Raw genomic sequence first — 17,113 nt, forward strand, 5'->3', positions numbered from 1 at the left:
CGCTACGCCCGCGCCGCCCGTCCGCCGGCCCTGTCGCCGGTCCCGTCGCGTGACAGGACGCCCGTGACGATGAGGAACAGCGCGGCGATGTAGGTCACCATGACGACCAGGTTGCGACCCGGGAAGCCCAGACCGGCGGCGCCCAGGCCGATCAGCAGGTCGGAGAGCAGGAACAGGAAGCCGCCGGCGGCGACGACGGGGGAGACCGACCACGCCGCGGCCGCCATCGCGCTCAACGCCAGGCTGTACACCAGGATCGGCACCCGTAGATCGCCCAGCGACGGCCAGAGCACGGCGTTCAGCACGGCCCACAGGATCCCGTAGCCGAGCGCGACGAGCCGGCGGGGACGGCCGTGCCGCAGGAAGGCGACCAGGAAGCAGATCTGCGTGCCGAGGAAGCACGCCATGCCCAGCAGGAAGGGCACGGTGCCCGGCACGAGGAGCGCCACGTCGCCCGCGGTCGCGAAGACCAGCCCCCACCCGACGAGGCAGAAGCGTCCGAGGTGCCAGAGCAGCAGCGGCGCGAGGAGCGGCTTGGCGACCCACTGCAGCGGCTCCCACGACAGCGCGACGCCCGTGAGCTCCACCGCCGCGGCGGCGAAGAAGAGCCAGAGCTTCATGCGGCCGGCTGCCAGCCGGGACGGCCGAACACGAACCGCAGCCGCTGCCGCCACGTGGCCGCCGTCCGCACGTCGCGCCAGATGTCGCGGTACTCGTGGGTGGCGACACGCAGCGGGTTGTAGGTGCCGATGTTCTTCGTCAGGCCGTAGACGACGCGGGCCTCTTCCGGCTCGAACGTGCCGAAGAGCCGGTCCCAGATGATGAGGATGCCGCCGTAGTTGCGGTCCAGGTACTCGGGGTTGGCGCCATGGTGGACCCGGTGGTGCGAGGGGGTGTTCCAGAACCACTCGATGAACGCCGGCAGGCGGCCGACCCGCTCGCTGTGCAGGAAGAACTGGTAGGCGAGGCTGATCGACTGCTGCAGGAACACCATCCACGGCGGGATGCCCAGCAGCGGCAGGAACAGCCAGAACGGGGTGGCGGTCATCGGCGTCCAGCTCTGCCGCAGCGCCGTGGACAGGTTGAAGAAGACGCTCGAGTGGTGCACGACGTGGCCGGCCCAGAAGACGCGGACCTCGTGGTGCAGCCGGTGGAACCAGTAGTACGCGAAGTCGTCGGCGAAGAACAGCAGCACCCACGTCCACGGGCTGGTCGGGTCGAGCTTGAGCGGGGTGAGGACGTAGAGGCCGGCGAACGCGAGCGCGACCAGGATCTTCCACGGCACGCCGATGATCTGGCTGCCGAGGCCCATGGACAGGCTGGTGGTGGTGTCGCGGACCTCGTAGCCGCGCTCCTCGTCGTCGGGCAGGAAGCGGTACGAGACCGCCTCCATGACGATCAGCAGCAGGAACGCGGGCACGGCGTAGAGCACGGCGGGGATCATGCTCGGGTCTCCTTGCGATCCGAGAGCGGGGCGGTGAGCAGGGCCTGGGCCTCGGCGAAGGCCGAGCCGGCGGCGCCGGCGGTGATGTGCGCGCCGAGCCGGCGGTGCCCGGCGACGTCGAGCAGCTCGGCGGTGCGCAGCGTGGGCGGGACGTGCCCGACGGCGAGCGCGCCGCTGACGAGGCTGTTGAACGCGAGGAGGTACGCGACGTTGCCGCTGCCGGCCACGATCGCCCGCCACAGCGCGATGTTCGCCTCGCCCATGCGGTCCAGGTCGGGCGCGGCGGCGGCGACCGCGTCGACGCAGGCGGTCACGTGTTCCTTCGCGGCTGGTGTACCGCGCAGCGCGCACAACCTGGCGGCGTCGGCGCCCAGGCAGGCGCGCATCTCCATCATGTCGCGCACGAGGGTGCCGACCGGCAGGATGTCGCCGCTGGACATGGCGAGGTCGAGGCCGGCGTGCGCCCGCCAGTCGAGGACCCGGGTCGCGCCGCCCTGGCTGACCTTCACCAGGCCGAGCTGCTGCAACCGCCGCAGCGCCTCCCGGACGGCGTGCCGGTTCACCTCGAACGTCGCCGCCAGGTCCCGCTCGCTGGGGAGCGCGGACTCGGGTGCGTAGGCGCCGCTGAGGATCGCGTCGCGCAGCTGCGCGAACACGTGGTCGGACACGGAGCTGCGCGGGGCCGGCGTCAATGTCACGCGGTGACTGTCTCACACATCAACTGGTTGGACCAGTGGTGCCACAACAGCAGAAAGCCGGGAGCCGCTACTGCGTGAGCTGGTCGACGATCTTCTGCGCGGTGGTGGCGTGCTTGGCGTACGCGCTGGCGAAGGCGCTGCGCTGCACGGCCTGGGCGGCGCCGGTGACACTCATCGACTGCCAGCCGGAGACCTTCATCAGCCTCGTGTAGAACTTCGCCGACGCGATCGCCGGGTCCATCAGCTGCTCGACGGTGCCCCAGATGCTGACCCGCTGCTGGAAGATGCCGATCGAGTCGTAGTTGGTGCCGCTGCCCTCGTGCGGGAGCTTCAGCGACGCGGGGACCTTCGGGTTGGCCATGTTCTTCAGGTACGTCTCCTGCAGCGCGGTCGCGATCGCCACGACGTACGCGCGCTCGGGCAGCCCCATCTGCCGGCCGACCTCGATGACGATGAACGCGTTGTTGGTCGCCGCCTGGGTCAGCCCGGCGACCGGCTTCGGCACCAGGGACGCGCCCGGGGCGGAGGCCAGCTCGACCCCGCGGGCCGCGTTGGCCCGGGCGTTCGTCTCGTAGAACTTGGCGGCATCGAAGGAGGTGTCGTCGGTGACCGCCGCCGGCTCCTCCGGGAAGATCGCCCAGGAGACACCGACGCTGACCAGTGAGGCGACGAGAGCGACCGCAGCAAGCAGCGCCATCCTGCTGAAATGCAGGCGGCGTGCGGCGGCGGGCCTACGCCGGGGGGTGGCGCCACGCACCGCGCAAGCTTAGGGAACGCGGCGCCCCATCCGGTAGTCGTCTTAACAAAACCTAAGGAACGCTGATCAGTCCGCGACGCTTGAGTAGCGGCTCGATCAACGGATCGCGACCGCGGAACGCCCGGTAGACCTCCATCGAGTCCGCGCTGCCACCCTTGGCGAGCAGCCCGTCACGGAACGCGTCCCCGAGCTCGCGGCGCAGGCCGCCCTGCTCGGTGAGCCAGTCGACGGTGTCGGCGTCGAGGACCTCGCTCCAGATGTAGGAGTAGTAGCCGGCGCTGTACGCGGCGCCGCTGAAGATGTGCGCGAAGTACGCGGTCCGGTAGCGCGGCGGCACGAACGGCACCGCGACGCCGGCCCGCTCCAGCGCCGCCGCCTCGAAGGCGAGCACGTCGGTGACCGCCTCGGCCTTCTCGACGGTCAGCGTGTGCCAGGCCAGGTCGAGCAGCGTGGCGGCCAGGTACTCGGTGGTCGCGAAGCCCTTGTTGAACTGCTCCGCGGCCTGCAGCCGCTCCACCACCGGCTGCGGCAGCGGCTCGCCGGTCCGGTGGTGCGTGGCGTAGTTGGCCAGGACCTCCGGCCACAGCATCCACACCTCGTTGACCTGCGACGGGTACTCGACGAAGTCGCGCGGCACCCGCGTGCCGGCGAACTTCGGGAAGTGCACCTGCGAGAAGAGCGTGTGCAGCGCGTGGCCGAACTCGTGGAACAGGGTGCGGACCTCGTCGAGCGTCAGCAGCGTCGGCTCGCCCTCCGGCGCCCGGTTGATGTTGAGGTTGTTGACGACGACCGGCGCGGTGCCGAACAGCCGCGACTGCGGCACGAGCGCGTTGGCCCACGCCCCGCCGCGCTTCGACGGCCGGGTGAAGAAGTCGCCGATGAACAGCCCGAGCGGCCCGCCGTCGCGGTCGAAGACCTCGAAGACGCGGGCGTCGCCGTGGTACGCGGGAAGGTCCGGCCGCTCCTGGAACCGGATGCCGTACAGCCGGCCGGCGGCGTGGAAGACGCCGTCGCGCAGCACCCGCTCCAGCTCGAAGTACGGCCGCAGCTCCGCCTCGTCGATCGCGTAGCGGTCCCGGCGGATCTGCTCGGTGTAGTACGCCCAGTCCCACGGCTGCAGGGTGAACTCGTCGCCGATCGCCTCCTGCAGATCCTCGGCCTCGATCCGGGCGTTGGCGACCGCGGCCGGGGCGAGCTTCGCCAGCATCTCCTGGACCGCGTCGACGCTGCGGGCGGTGTTGTCGGCGATGTTGTAGGCCGCGTGGTGCTCGAAGCCGAGCAGCCGCGCCCGCTCCGCCCGCAGCCGCACGATGCGCAGCACCAGGCCGGTGGTGTCGTGGTCCCCACCCGCGGAGCCGCGGCCGACGGAGGCGGTGTGCAGCCGCTCCCGGACCTCGCGGTTGTGCAGCGACGCGAGCGCCGGCTGGGCCGTCGGCAGGATCAGGTTCAGCGCATACCCGCCGGTCAGGCCCCGGTCGCGGGCGGCGACCTCGGCGGCGGCGATCGCGTCGGCGGACAGCCCGGCCAGGTCGGCGGCGTCCTCGACGACGACGGCGGCGGCCTTCATGCCGTCGCGGACCTTGTTGCCGAACTCGGTCGCGAGGGCCGCCAGCTCCGCGTTGAGCTCCCGGAGCCGCACGTGCTCCTGCTCGGACAGCCGCGCCCCGGCCCGGACGAACTCGGTGTGGTACCGCTCCAGCAGCCAGGCCGGCTCGGCGTCGAGGGCGAGGGCGTCGCGCTGGGCGTACAGCTGCTCGATGCGCTCGAAGAGCCGGCGGTCCAGCATGATCGCGTCGCCGTGCGCGGACAGCAGCGGCACCACCCGCGACTCGATCTCCTGCAGCTCGGGGCTGGTGTCTGAGCTGGTGACGTTGAAGAACGCGGCCGACACGCGCTGCAGGACGCGCCCGGAGCGCTCCAGCGCGACGAGGGTGTTGTCGAACGTCGGCGGCTCCGGCAGGCTGGCGATGGCTTCGACCTCGGCCCGCTGCTCGGCCATGCCCCGCTCGAACGCGGGCAGGTAGTGCCCGGTCTCGATGCGGTCGAAGGGCGGCAGCTGGTATGGCAGGTCACTCGCGGCGAAGAACGGGTTGTCCGTGGTCACGTACCGACTGTATCGGGACGGATGTTTTCCGGCGGTCCGTGCAACCGATCGGACAGCCGGACCCGTGAGTTACGCATGACGGATCGGGACACGGCGTTCGCCGAGTACTTCGCCGCGCGGTCGGACGCGATGCGCGGCACGGCGTACCTGCTGTGCGGCGACTGGCACCGGGCCGAGGACCTGACGCAGGTGGCGTTCACCAAGTTGTACGTGGTGTGGGACCGGGTCAGCCGGCACGAGGCCCTCGACGGGTACCTGCGGCAGACGCTCTTCCGGGTGTTCCTGGACGATCGCCGGCTCGGCTGGTGGCACCGGGTGCGGGTCACCGACCGGCCGCTGGACGCCGTCAGCCACGACCGGGAGCCCGACGACCGGATCGCGCTGCTCGCCGCCCTCGCCACCGTGCCGGCCAGGCAGCGGGCGGTCCTGATCCTGCGGTACTGGGAGGACCTGTCCGTCGAGGAGACGGCGGCCCTGCTCAGCTGCACCACCGGCACCGTGAAGAGCCAGGCCGCGCGGGGGCTGCAGACCCTTCGCACGCACTTGCAGACCAGCAGCCACTCGCAAGCGACGAGGACGCAGACATGAACGAGGACGACTTCCGGGTGTCGCTACGCGACGCCCTCGACAGCTCCACCCCGCCGCCGCCGATGTCGCCGGCGGTGGCCGTCACCACCGGCCGCCGGGCGGTCCGCCGTCGCAACCTGGTTGCCGGCGGTGCCGGCCTCGGGGTGACCGCGGTCGTCGCCGCCGTGGCGGTCGCGGTCGCCGGCGGCGGGCCCGGTGCGGGCGCGCCGCTGCAGATGGGGGCGCCGGGGCAGACGCCGCCGCCCGCCAACGCGTCCGGGACCGTCACCGCGCCCGGGGCGGGCACCGAGACCAAGGAGGTCTGGCCGACCGGCCCCGACGGGCAGCCGCAGCAGGACCGCACCGCCGGCGCCGGCCACAAGTTCGACCAGGGCGAGCAGCTCATGCGGGACCTCCTCGCGATCGTGCCCGCGGCGTACACGGCGCTGGACAACCCGGGCACCGACCAGCTGGTCTCGTCACGCATGTCGCAGGCCCAGTACGAGGGGAAGATCGGCGGCAAGGACGCCTGGTCCTACCTGGCCAGCACCCAGCTCGGCAAGGACGGCGGCGTCGGTCAGCTGCTGGTCACCGTGTACGAGCCGGGCCTGGTCGCCGCGACCGGGGACGCCTGCGCGGTCGCGGGCGGGTTCTGGACCGCCCCGGCGAGCTGCAAGCTGGTGACGACGACGGCCGGGGTGACCGTCGGCGTCGCGACCGGCGCCCCTGGCCGCGACTTCGACCAGTGGGCGGCCTACCGGTACCCCGACGGCACGGTGGTCTTCCTGGCCCAGGCGAAGTCGGACGACCGGCCCGGCGGCGGCGACAAGAGCCTCGCCGCGCTACCGCTGCCCGAGGACCGGCTCGCCGCCCTCGTGGCCGACGAGCGGTTCCACATCAAGGCCTCGTGACACAGGGCCGGGTGGCAGCAGCCGCCCGGCCCCGTACGCGAGACCCGCGCCGAGGGTGTTGACCAGCACGTCGTCGGTGGCGGTGACCCGGCCCAGGTCCAGGACGTACTGGAGCAGCTCGACGGTCGCCGAGCCGGCGGCCGCCAGCAGGAGCACCGGGCCCAGGGTGAGCCGCGGCCAGCGCAGCGGGGCGAACGCGCCGAACGCCGCGAAGACGAGCAGGTTGCCGACGATCTGCACGGCGGCCTCGGCGAACCCGGACGCGAGGATCCCGCCGAGGCCGCTGACCGGGTCCAGGTGCACCCGACGCGCGTGCGACGACGGCGTGAGGATCATCCAGATCCACGGCAGCGTCCCCGACACCGACGCGACCAGGCCGAACGTCCGCCGCCGGTCGGGGGAGCGGCGCCGGGCGACGAGCCACCACAGCCCGCCGAGGACCAGGAAGACCGCGAGGACCGTGAGCCAGCGGAGCATCAGTGCGCGTGGGCGGGGACGCTGGCCGTCAGGCTGTCGGCGAGGACGGTGATCTCGTCGCCGGGGCAGTAGTCGAACCGGATCCGCACCTCGTCGCCGGGGAGCACCTCGACCGGCTCGCGCATCGGCACGACCAGGTAGTTCATGGTCCAGTCGACGGAGCCGGGCGGCTCGTACAGCAGCGACAACAGGTTCTTGGTGATGACCCGCACCGCGTTGACCACGGCCGGCCGCTCCGCGACGAAGGTCAGGTCGCCGACGCAGTCGTGCGGCAGCGGGTCGGTGTAGAAGAACTGCTGGAACACCTGCGGCGGGGCGGCCTCGACGGTGCGCGGCTGGAGGTTCTCCGGCAGCTGGAACACCGGGGCCGGCACCGTGTAGCCGAAGTACGTGAAGTCCTGCTCGACCGGCTGCGCCGCCTGCACGCACGCCTCGGGCACGAAGCGCGGCAGCGGCCCGCCGATGTGCCGCAGGTAGCGGCGCTTGAAGCTGTTGATGACCTCGATCTGCCGCTCGCGGAGCAGGCCCACGTGCAGCATCTCGCACAGCACCACGTCGACCGGCTCCTCGGGCAGGTAGTCGCGGGCGTCGGCGTGCACGACGGTGACGGCGTCGCCGACCGCCGCCCGCAGCGCCGCCCGGGCGGTCGCGAAGACCCGCGGCTCGCGCTCGATCGCGGTCACGGTGGCGCCCTGCCGGGCGGCGAAGAAGGACAGGACGCCGGTCCCGCAGCCGAGGTCGAGGACCCTGGACCCGGGCTGGACGGTGTGGGCGATCGCGCCGGCGAAGGCTTCCATCCGGCGGTCGTCGGACAGCAGCAGCGCCTGGTACTGCAACGGGATCACGTCCGCCGGGAACCCGAGGTGCTCCAGCTCCAGGTGTTCCATGTGCAAAGCGTAGGCCCTAACGCAGGGCCAGACCGTCCCATCCGGCATAGCCGCGGGGACTGCGCCGCTCCCGGGCCCGCAGGACGAGCCAGCAGGTGGTGGTGAGCGCGGCGCCGGCGATCGCGTCGACGATGTAGTGGTTCGCGGTCAGCACGACGGCGGCCACCATCAGCACGGGCATCGCCGCGCCGAACGCCCGCAGCAGCGGCCCGCGCGCCGCGGCCAGGATCGCCAGGCCGATGAGCAGGTCCCAGCCGACGTGCAGGCTCGGCATCGCGGCGTACTGGTTGGTGAACATCGTCGGCTGCAGCACCCGGTACGCGCCGTCCGACTGCGTCACCGTGTCGACCAGGCCGAGCTCCGCCAGGCGCGGCGGGGCGAGCGGGAAGAGCATGAAGACGACCAGGCCGATCCCGCCGGACAGCAGCATCGCGTTGCGGGTGCGGTAGTAGATCGCCGGGTTGGTCCGCGCGAGCCAGATCAGCGTCGCGACGATGACCGGCCAGTGCCCGTAGATGTAGATCCAGTTGAAGAACGTCGCCACGGCGGGGCTGCCGGCGAGCGTCGACTGCAGCCACGACTCGTGGAACAGCCCCACCGACTTCTCGAAGTCGACGACCTTCGCCGCGTTGGCGAGGGCCTGGTCCGTGGCGGCCTCCGTGGCGCCGCGGACCCCGAAGTACGCGGCCACCGCCGCCGTCACGATGCCGACCTGCCGGCCGAGGCCGACCGGCCGCAGCGCCGGTTTCTCCCAGGTGATGGTCATGGCGTCCAGCCTCGTCACCGCGAGGCCGGAAGCCATCCAGGCGATGCACGGACCGCACCCTGATCTCCGGCGCGGCCGGGCGTCAGGAGGTCCCTTACGGGATCGTCACTTCTCCCCGATGTTCTTCAGGGGTGTCGGATCTTCGATGTTCGCCGGCGCGTTCCATTTCTGCAGCTTGCTGCCGTCGCACACGGCGGTGGTGAGCTTGCTGACGACGGTGCTGCCCTTGAAGATGTCGCCGGGGGGCAGCTTCGGGTCGTCCAGGTTCGCCGGGGACAGGCACTGGCCGTAGGCGTCCTTGATGACGTAGCTCGTCGGGTAGGAGTTGTCGATCTGGTACGACACGTCCCACTCGACGTTCGGGTCCTTGCCCGCGGCCGGGCACTTCTGCATCGTCACGAAGTGGGTGCTGCCACCGGGCTTGAAGGTCGTGAGGCAGTAGAGCGTGTTCGTCTTGGTGTTGTCGTACGTGGTGATCCGCCCGCTGACCGTGTCCTTCCCGTTGGCCGACAGCGGCACCGTGAAGCGCTGGTTCCACGCCACGCTGAGCGGGTTCGGCGCCTGCTTGCACGGCCACACGATGAGGAAGCCGAGGGTGGTGTCGAAGTTGGTGACGTCGACGCACCGCCCGAACTGCTTGAAGTTCACCAGGTTGTTGGGGGCGCCCGCGTTGCCGGCGCCGACGCTCGCCTCCGGCGCGAACGTGCGGGTGTTGTCCGACGCCCCGCCGCACCCGATCAGCTCCATGAACGCGCCGGCGGTGCTGCCGGCCTTCGCGTGCATGCAGAACGAGCCGAGCCCGCCGGTCGACGAGGTGCTCTGGAAGTTGGAGCTGTCGTTGAGGCTCCACCGCTGGTAGTACGGGACGGTCACCTTCCCGCACACCTGGAACTGCAGCAGCGCGCCCGACACCGGGCTGGGCCCCGAGTCGACGCACATGCCGGACGGGTTGGCCGCGGTCTTCGACGAGACCAGCTGCAGCGTCAGGTCCGTCGTGTACGTGAAGGTCTGCCGCGAGCTGCCCGGGTTGCACGGCTGGGTGGTGACGCTCGTGCCGACGGCCGGCGAGCCGGACCCGGCGTCCAGGCAGAACGCGCCGCCGTAGAAGCGCACCAGGCCGCCCTCGACGTTGGCGTTGGTGGTGCGGAAGACGTACGTGGCGGTCAGCGTCCGCGAGTCACCGGCCGGGAACGGGTCGCCGGGGTCGCCCTTCGCCGTGCCCGTCGACGTGATCACCGCGAACGCCGGCACCGTCAGCAGGTGCGAGGTCTTCGACGCGCACGACAGCGGGGTGCCGACCGCGTCCTGGTACTCCACCGACACCTGGTAGCGGCCCGGCAGGCCCGAGCCGACGACGCCCAGCAGCGGCGAGACGACCGGCAGGCAGACGAGGTTGGCGATGCTGCCCAGGGAGGCGCGGATGCCGCCCATGACGACGTCGATGCCGGCCTCGGCGGCGTGCAGCGCCTTGGCCCGCTCGATCGTGGACGCGGTGTCGCGCACCTGCCCGATCACCACCGGCACCATGAGCGTCGACAGGGACGTGCCCACCAGCGTCAGCATCATGGCGAGCGGCAGCGACCCCCGGTCGTCGCGCACTCTGAACCGTCGGAACAGGCTCATTTTCGGGCCTCCGGGCAGAACTTGTTCGGGTCGTCCTTCAAGCTGCTGTTGAGCGCGGTGAACGTCAGGTCGGTGAGCGCCTCCGTGTGGCCGCGGCCCGGGTTCGTCGTCACCGACAGGACGATCCGCAGCCGCTGGAACCCGGTGTACTTGCCGGACGGCACCAGCGTGAACGAGCTCTTCGCGACGTCGACCTCGTTGGCCAGCACGACCCACTTCGCCGTCGGCGTCGTCGTCTGCGGCCACACCCGGCGGCGCAGCACCTTGGCCGCCACGTTCATCTCCAGCTGCGCGCACTCGGGCTTGCCGCTGACCTCGGTGTTGAGGTACTCGACGAACTGGTTGCCGGCCGCGTCGGCGTGCACCGGCCCGATCCCGGCCGCGTAGCGCAGGTTGCGGTCCAGCCGCAGGAACGCGGTGTTGAGCTGCGACTCGGTCAGCGCCACCAGCTCGTTGTTGTTGCCGGCCTGGAACAGCTGGATGACCCCGGTGGTGAAGATGGCCATGACCGCGGACATGATGCTGGTCGTCACCGCCATCTCGGCGAGGGTGACCCCGGCGTCCTCGCGGCGCAGCCGCGACAGGAAGGCGTTCACGTGATCTTCCAGGCGAACATGAAGACGGACGTGGCGCCGACCTTGTCGGTGACCGTCAGCGTCACCGTCGAGGTCCCGGCGGTGGTGGGCGTGCCGGTGATCGCGCCGGTGCTGGCGTTGATGGACAGCCCCGCCGGCAGGCCGGTCGCCGTCCACGTGTAGGGCGTCGTGCCGCCGGCCGCCGCCGACGCCTGCGAGGCGATCGCGGTGCCCTTCGTCCCGGTCTTGTCCGGCGCCGCGGTCGTCGGCGTGGTGATCCGGAGGTCGGTGGCGACGGGCGTGGTCACGTTGACCGGGACGACGGCCGAGTTCGTCACGCCGTTGCTGTCCTTCACCGTCAGCGTCACCAGGTAGCGGGTCGAGCCGGTCACCGTGCCGGTGAGCGCGCCCGACGCGGACAGCGTCAGCCCGGGCGGCATGTTGGTCGCCGTCCACGTGTAGCCGCCGGACCCGCCGGCCGCGCCGACGTTGCCGGTGTATCCGGAGCCTTTCGTCAGGGCGATCGGCGTGTTGGCGGTCGGGAACTGCACCGCGACCTTCGTGTTCCACTTGAACGACGCGGTGTGCTTCTTGGCGTTCTTGTCGGTCACCGTCACGCTCACGGTGGCCGCGGCCGCCGCGCCGCTCACCGTGCTGGTGCCGGACACGACCCCGGTCGCCGCGTTGAGCGTCAAGCCGGCCGGCAGGCCCGTCGCCGCCCACGTGTAGGGGGCGATGCCGCCGGTGACCGGCAGCGTGTAGGTCGCCGCGGAGCCGGCGTCCCAGGTCTGGTCGACCGGCGCGGCGGTCGGCGTCGGCACCACCGTCCAGTTGAACGACGCGTCGTTGCTGGACGCCTTGTCGGTGACCACGACCCTGACCACGTAGGTGCCGGCGACCGTCGGCGTGCCGGTGATCACCCCGGCCGGCGTGTAGGCCAGGCCCGGCGGCAGGTTCTCCACCGTCCAGCTCAGCGGCGGGTAGGCCGTCGTCGCGGTGAGCGTCATCGCCTTCGCCATCGGCACCGACACCTCGTCGGTCTGGTTGCCGGGGTTGTCCGGCAGCGGCGCGGTGACGGTGACGAGCGGGTTGAAGATCGGGTCCGCGACGGAGGCGCTGACGAGGGTCTGCGTCACGTAGGAGCAGACCCCGCCGGTGCTCTTGCAGGCCCGGTCGTTGGGCCAGGTGACGGCGACGACGACGCGGTAGAACGGCAGCAGCGTGCCCGGCAGCGACAGCAGGCCGCACACGTCGCTGCCGAGCGGCATCTGGCACGAGCCGACGAACCACTGCCGGTCGAACGCCGTGTTGTTGACCTTCATGACCTCCGGCACGATCGGCAGGACCGGCGTGACGCTGTCCGCGAGCGGGCCGAGGTTGGTGTCGAAGGCCGGTGTCATCGCCTTGAGCAGGCCGGCCACGTCCAAGCCGGCCAGCCCGGGGATCTGGCCGTTCTTGAGCTTGCCGAACTGCGCGGTCACGTCCTTCGCGCTGCGCCCGGTGACGAGCGACGGGCCGGGCATCGACTTGACCAGCTCGACACCGTCGTGGGCGAGCCGGATCGCCATCTGCAGGCCGCGCTGCTTGTTGAGCGTCGCCGTCGTGGAGACGAAGAACGTCGTCAGCGCCGTCATCACCACGCCGATGATCGCGATCGACGTGAGGGTCTCGACCAGGGTGAACCCGGCGTCGGAGGGGGGAGTCCGTCGCATCCCGGCGCTACTTCCCACCGGCGTAGAACGCCTGGACCGTCAGGGTCAGCGTCGCCTTGCCGGCGGACGTCGTGGCGACGTTCAGGCTGCCGATGAGCAGCGCCCGCGGCTGCACCTTCTGCAGCTGGTCCAGGAACGGGTTGACCTTCGCGGCCGGTCCGGCGGCGGTCAGGCTGATCGGCAGCGCCTGCACCTTCTGCCCGCCGACGGTGACCTCCGCCGCGCCGCCGACGCTGACCCCGCTCACCGTGACGCCGGTCAGCTCGCCGGCCGTCTGCAGCTCCCGCAGCAGGGCCGCGACCGAGTCGGTCTGCGGCAGCGCGGCGAGGTTGGCGGCCTGCTCCTTGCGGTACTCGGCGATGTGCTGGTTCTGCTCGTCGAGGCCGGCGATCACGCTGCGCAGCCTGGTCACCTCGGTCGTGGTGTCGTCGGCGATGCCCCGCAGGTCGTCGGCCTTCTGGTACTTCGGCTGGATGACGAAGAAGTAGGTGAAGACCAGCAGGAGCAGCGCGCCGAACGCGCCGCCGAGCAGCCACAGGCGCTCCGGTCGCATCACTTGCCTCCTGAGGCGCTCGGTGCCGCGCTCGGCGACGTGAACCGGCCGCCGAGCGCCGCCGGGGTGATGTCGACGCGGATCGTGAACGTGAGACCCTCGTCGCTCTCGGTCGCGTCCGTCGGGAACGGGTTGCCGATCCCGGTGACCTTGCCGAGGGTGTCGACGTACGCGGCGATCGCCGCCTTCGACGGCGCCGTGCCGGTCAGCGTGATCAGGCCGACCACGTCGGGGTCGGCGGTGCTGTCCGTCTGGGCGAGCGAGCCGGTGACGCTCTGCACCGCGACGCCCTTCGGCGCCGCCTGCTGCAGCGACGTCAGCAGCGCCGACCACGACAGGTCCCGCGCCATCACGAGCCGCAGCTGGTCGGCGATCGCCTTGCGCTGCTTCTGGATGCTGTCGACCTCGGTGTACTTCGCCTTCTCGCGCAGCAGGTCGACCTTCGAGTCGTTGATCCGGTCGACCTCGTCGTACGCCTGCTGGGTGTGCTGGTAGGCGACCACGAACCAGCCGGCGAGCAGCAGCGCGAACACGGCCAGCCCCGTGACGACGAGCCGCCGGACCGTGCTGAGCCGGCGCCGGTCGGTGATCTCCATGGGCAGCAGGTCCGCCGCGATCGGCAGGATCCGCATGGAGCGGGCCGTCGCCTCCGGAAACGCGGGGTGCGGTGCCCCTTCCCGGGCCTTCCGCGCCGGCGCCTCCCCGTCCTGCTGCGCGACCGGGGCGCCCTGCTGCGCCGCGTGGACGGCGGCCGGCACGGCGGGCTGGGTCACGGTCGCCGCGTCACCGGGTCCGGCCACGGGCGCGCGCTGCGGTCCCGGCTGCGGCCCCGCCGCCGGTGATCCCGCCGGCGCCGGCGGGACCGACGGCGGTGTCGGGCGGGGTGGCGGGGGCACGTCGGCCTGCGGCAGCCCGGTGGGGGTGGGGGCCGGCGCCGGCGGGTGGTGCGGGGGCGCCTTGAGCGCCGGATCCTGGGCCGCGCCGGCCTGACCCGACGGCCGTCCGTCCGGCCGCTCCTCCGGCCGTGCTTCCTGCAGGGGGCGGGCCAGCGGGGACCTGGCGGGCGCGGTGAACTGGACGCCCGGCAGCACCGGCGCGGCCTTCCCCGCGTCCTGTCCGGGTTCCTGGGTGGTGGGGGCGGAGGCCTGCGGGGACAGCGTGGGGGTCCGCTCGGCGGGCGGCGGGGACGACGTCGGCTGCGGCGCCCAGGTCGAGGGCGGCGGCGTCGCCGTGGGCATGGTGGCCGTCGGCAGCGTCGTGGACTGAGTCGTGGGCAGGGTCGTGGGCAGGGTCGTGGGCAGGGTCGTGGGCAGGGTCGTGGGCAGGGTCGTGGGCAGGGTCGCGGGGAGCGGTGCCGTGGGCGCGTCGGTGAACTGCGTGGGCTGCGGTGCTGCCTGCGGCTGCGGGGCGGTGCCGGGGAGGACGAGCTCGCCGGCGATGTACCGGGGGAACTCCCGCCGCGGGGCGGCCGTCTCCGTGGCCGCCGCCCGGGTGGCCTGCGGCGACCGCGAACCGACCAGGGTGTCGTCGCGGTGCGGTTCGAGCGGGCCGCTGCCGTGGGGGGCGTCGAGCGGCTCGCCCAGGGACGGCAGCCGCACCGCTGCCCGCGGCGCGTCCGGTGCGTCGCCGGCCGGTGACGCGAAGTCCGCGGGCGGCCACACCGGCGGCGGTCCGGACGGCACGAGCGGCACCAGCGGCACCAGGCGCTGCCCGTCCGCGGCCGGCGCCTCGTCCTGCCAGGCGCCGCGCGGACCGGTCAACGCGTCGAGCGGACCGGTCAACGCGTCGAGCGGACCGGTCAACGCGTCGAGCGGGCCCGTCAGCGGATCGGTCAGCGGGTCGGCGGCGCGGGTGGGTCGCGGGTCGGCGGACCGTTGGTCAGCGGTCAACGGGCCGGCGTCATGGGTGCGTGGCGGGTCGGCCGGCCAGCCGGGCGGCGGGCCGGCGTCACGGGTGCGCGGCGGGCCGGTGGGGGAGGGGGCGGCGGACAGCGGGTCGGCGGGGCGGGTGCGCGGCCGGTCGGCGGGGCGGGCCCGCGGGCCGGGCTCGTCGTCGGGCTGGTCGTCGGGCTGGTCGCCGGGCTGGTCGTCGTCCCAGGACGGCAGGACGATGCCGGTGAGCTTGCGCTCCGGCTCGTCCTTCCACCACGGCTCGGTCACGACGACGCTCCCAGGGTCAGGCCGACGGACACGGCCGCCGAGGCGCGGACGTGCTCGAGGCTGCCGTGACGGACCCGGCGCAGCCCGCGGACCCGCATGACCGGGTCGACGGCGATCACCTCCACGTGCAGCTGGGCGTGCAGGGCCTCGAGGAGGCCGGGCAGCATCGAGCCGCCGCCGGTGAGCGCGAGCCGGCTGACCCGGGCCTGCCGGCCGGCGGCCGTGAGGTACGCGAACGAGCTGCCGATCTCGTTGATGAGCGGCCGGACCGCGTCCTTGAGCGCCGAGGCGGTCTGCCCGTCGGTGTCGGTGCGCAGCCCGACCCGGCACTTGACCTCCTCGGCCTGCTCGAGGGGCAGGTCGAGCCGGTCGGCGACGGTCCGGGTGATCTCGTTGCCGCCGCGGGGGATGGTCCGCACGATGAGCGGCTCGCCGTCGTGGTGCACGACGACGCTGGTCGCGTGCGCGCCGATGTCGACGAGCGCCTCGACCTGCTCGTCGAGCCGGGAGGCGGCCCGCAGCAGGGCGAAGGACGCCAGGTCGACGCGCGCGACGTGCAGCTTGGCGGCCTCGACGGCGCGGATCGCGGCGAGGACCGGCTCCTTGGGCGCGGCGATGAGCAGCCCGCGGACGGTGTCGGCGGAGCCGGGATCCTCCAGGGGGTAGAAGTCGATGAGCGACTTCTCCGGCGGCAGCGGCAGCGCGTCGCGGACCTGGAAGGGCAGCGCCTTGCGCATCTGCTTCGCCGGCAGGTTGGCGACGGAGGTCTCGCGGACCACGACCTGCTGGTGGGTGACGCCGAGCGCGACCTTGCGGCTGCGGAATTTGAACGTCGACCACAGCTGCTTCAGCGCCGTGGTGACGGCGTGCTCGTCCTGGACGGCACCGCTCTGCACCACGCCGGGGCCCAGCAGGATGTGGCCGAAGTTGCTGATGACCGGCCCGTCCTTGCTGTTGCTGGTCTCCGCCGCACGGATGGACGTCGTGCCGATGTCCAGTCCGATGAGGTTGACGGCAGCCATCGTGCTCCTTAGAAAAACCGTCAGGCGGGCAGGAGGATGGAGGTGTACCAGTCGGCGATCGGCGCGGCCGCGAAGAGCGCGACCAGCGCCCCGGCGAGCATCGACGGGCCGAAGGGCACCGCGGTCTTGCGCCCGGCGCGGCCGCCGGCCATCAGCGCGATCCCGGCGATCCCGCCGAGGAGGAACGCCGCCAGGGTTCCTACGGCGAGCGGCGCCCAGCCCAGCCAGCCGAGGTACAGGCCCAGCACGCCGGCGAGCTTGACGTCGCCGAAGCCCATGCCGCCCGGGTACACCAGGGACAGCAGCAGATAGAAGGCGAAGAGCACCGCCATGCCCACCAGGCCACGCAGCCCCGCGGACCAGTCCCCCTCCAGCACCACGGCGGGCAGGAACAGCGCCGGCACCACCAGGTAGGACGGCAGGACGATCGCGTTGGGCAGGCGCAGCACATCGAGGTCGATGAGGGCCAGGGCGACCGCGATCGCCGCGAGGTACAGCCAGGCGGGCAGCGCCGCCGACCAGCCCAGGCGGGCGGTGACGGCGACGAACAGCGCGGCCGTGCCGAGCTCCACCAGGGGGTAGCGGGCGCTGATCGGGGCCTCGCAGTCGGCGCAGCGACCGCGCAGCAGCAGCCAGCCGAGCAGGGGGACGTTGTGCCAGGGCCGGACCGGCGCCGTGCACTGTGGACAGTGCGAGGCCGGCCGGAGCAGCGACTCGCCGCGGGGGACGCGGTGGATGACGACGTTGAGGAACGACCCGATCGCGAGGCCGAGCACGCCGACGAGCGCGAGCAGCATCAGCGTGCTCCTTCCCGTGAAGATCCGTGAAGAGATGCGTGAAGAGACCGGCGTGGCGGCC

General features: G+C 72.3%; 17 protein-coding genes. 2 read left to right on the forward strand and 15 right to left on the reverse strand.

What is annotated here, in order from left to right; all coding sequences use genetic code 11:
- Positions 1-2 precede the first annotated feature (2 nt).
- From ABD332_RS32085 to ABD332_RS32105, 5 genes are all read right to left on the reverse strand, one after another.
- A complete protein-coding gene (locus ABD332_RS32085) occupies positions 3-620 on the reverse strand; it encodes a lysoplasmalogenase (RefSeq protein WP_344506081.1) in 618 nt (205 codons plus the stop codon).
- On the reverse strand, positions 617-1,444 hold the full coding sequence (locus ABD332_RS32090) for a sterol desaturase family protein (RefSeq protein ID WP_344506082.1): 828 nt from the start codon (positions 1,442-1,444) through the stop codon (positions 617-619). Before ABD332_RS32090 ends, ABD332_RS32085 begins: the two co-directional genes overlap by 4 nt.
- Positions 1,441-2,142, reverse strand: a complete 702-nt coding sequence (locus tag ABD332_RS32095) for a FadR/GntR family transcriptional regulator (protein ID WP_344506083.1) — start codon at positions 2,140-2,142, stop codon at positions 1,441-1,443. Before ABD332_RS32095 ends, ABD332_RS32090 begins: the two co-directional genes overlap by 4 nt.
- A gap of 67 nt (positions 2,143-2,209) precedes the next feature.
- Positions 2,210-2,839, reverse strand: coding sequence for a hypothetical protein (locus ABD332_RS32100; RefSeq protein ID WP_344506084.1), 630 nt, complete (start codon positions 2,837-2,839; stop codon positions 2,210-2,212).
- Between the two features lie 112 nt (positions 2,840-2,951).
- Entirely contained in the window at positions 2,952-5,003 is a 2,052-nt protein-coding gene (locus tag ABD332_RS32105) for a M3 family metallopeptidase (RefSeq protein ID WP_344506085.1), read from the reverse strand.
- Positions 5,004-5,078: 75 nt separating this feature from the next.
- On the opposite strand from ABD332_RS32105, the gene ABD332_RS32110 reads away from it, so the two are divergent.
- Together ABD332_RS32110 and ABD332_RS32115 are read left to right on the forward strand one after the other, a co-directional pair.
- Positions 5,079-5,591, forward strand: coding sequence for a SigE family RNA polymerase sigma factor (locus ABD332_RS32110; RefSeq protein WP_344506086.1), 513 nt, complete (start codon positions 5,079-5,081; stop codon positions 5,589-5,591).
- Entirely contained in the window at positions 5,588-6,481 is an 894-nt protein-coding gene (locus tag ABD332_RS32115; protein ID WP_344506087.1) for a hypothetical protein, read from the forward strand. The genes ABD332_RS32110 and ABD332_RS32115 overlap by 4 nt, the downstream gene beginning before the upstream one ends.
- Here the strand turns inward: ABD332_RS32115 and ABD332_RS32120 are convergent.
- The 10 genes from ABD332_RS32120 to ABD332_RS32165 all read right to left on the reverse strand — a co-directional run bounded on the left by ABD332_RS32120 (position 6,413) and on the right by ABD332_RS32165 (position 17,052).
- Positions 6,413-6,958 carry a VanZ family protein gene (locus tag ABD332_RS32120; protein ID WP_344506088.1) on the reverse strand — a complete coding sequence of 182 codons (546 nt, stop codon included), beginning with the start codon at positions 6,956-6,958 and terminating at the stop codon, positions 6,413-6,415. The genes ABD332_RS32115 and ABD332_RS32120 overlap by 69 nt on opposite strands.
- The gene (locus ABD332_RS32125) at positions 6,958-7,845 is read right to left on the reverse strand and encodes a methyltransferase domain-containing protein (RefSeq protein WP_344506089.1); all 888 of its coding nucleotides are present in this window, start codon (positions 7,843-7,845) and stop codon (positions 6,958-6,960) included. The genes ABD332_RS32120 and ABD332_RS32125 overlap by 1 nt, the downstream gene beginning before the upstream one ends.
- Positions 7,846-7,861: 16 nt before the next feature.
- Positions 7,862-8,611 (reverse strand): phosphatase PAP2 family protein, encoded by a 750-nt coding sequence (locus tag ABD332_RS32130; protein ID WP_344506090.1) that lies wholly within the window; start codon positions 8,609-8,611, stop codon positions 7,862-7,864.
- A 105-nt stretch (positions 8,612-8,716) separates the two neighbouring features.
- Positions 8,717-10,234, reverse strand: a complete 1,518-nt coding sequence (locus tag ABD332_RS32135) for a ricin-type beta-trefoil lectin domain protein (protein ID WP_344506091.1) — start codon at positions 10,232-10,234, stop codon at positions 8,717-8,719.
- Positions 10,231-10,830, reverse strand: coding sequence for a hypothetical protein (locus tag ABD332_RS32140; RefSeq protein ID WP_344506092.1), 600 nt, complete (start codon positions 10,828-10,830; stop codon positions 10,231-10,233). The genes ABD332_RS32135 and ABD332_RS32140 overlap by 4 nt, the downstream gene beginning before the upstream one ends.
- Entirely contained in the window at positions 10,827-12,521 is a 1,695-nt protein-coding gene (locus tag ABD332_RS32145) for a putative Ig domain-containing protein (protein WP_344506093.1), read from the reverse strand. The genes ABD332_RS32140 and ABD332_RS32145 overlap by 4 nt, the downstream gene beginning before the upstream one ends.
- A 7-nt stretch (positions 12,522-12,528) precedes the next feature.
- Entirely contained in the window at positions 12,529-13,074 is a 546-nt protein-coding gene (pilO, locus tag ABD332_RS32150) for a type 4a pilus biogenesis protein PilO (RefSeq protein ID WP_344506094.1), read from the reverse strand.
- On the reverse strand, positions 13,074-15,233 hold the full coding sequence (locus ABD332_RS32155) for a PilN domain-containing protein (protein WP_344506095.1): 2,160 nt from the start codon (positions 15,231-15,233) through the stop codon (positions 13,074-13,076). Before ABD332_RS32155 ends, pilO begins: the two co-directional genes overlap by 1 nt.
- Entirely contained in the window at positions 15,230-16,255 is a 1,026-nt protein-coding gene (gene pilM, locus ABD332_RS32160) for a type IV pilus assembly protein PilM (RefSeq protein ID WP_344506096.1), read from the reverse strand. The genes ABD332_RS32155 and pilM overlap by 4 nt, the downstream gene beginning before the upstream one ends.
- Before the next feature lie 20 nt (positions 16,256-16,275).
- Positions 16,276-17,052: a prepilin peptidase gene (locus ABD332_RS32165; protein WP_344506097.1), complete on the reverse strand. Its 777-nt coding sequence runs from the start codon at positions 17,050-17,052 to the stop codon at positions 16,276-16,278.
- Positions 17,053-17,113 lie beyond the last annotated feature (61 nt).

The organism is Dactylosporangium maewongense (assembly GCF_039531485.1).
Taxonomy (GTDB): domain Bacteria; phylum Actinomycetota; class Actinomycetes; order Mycobacteriales; family Micromonosporaceae; genus Dactylosporangium; species Dactylosporangium maewongense.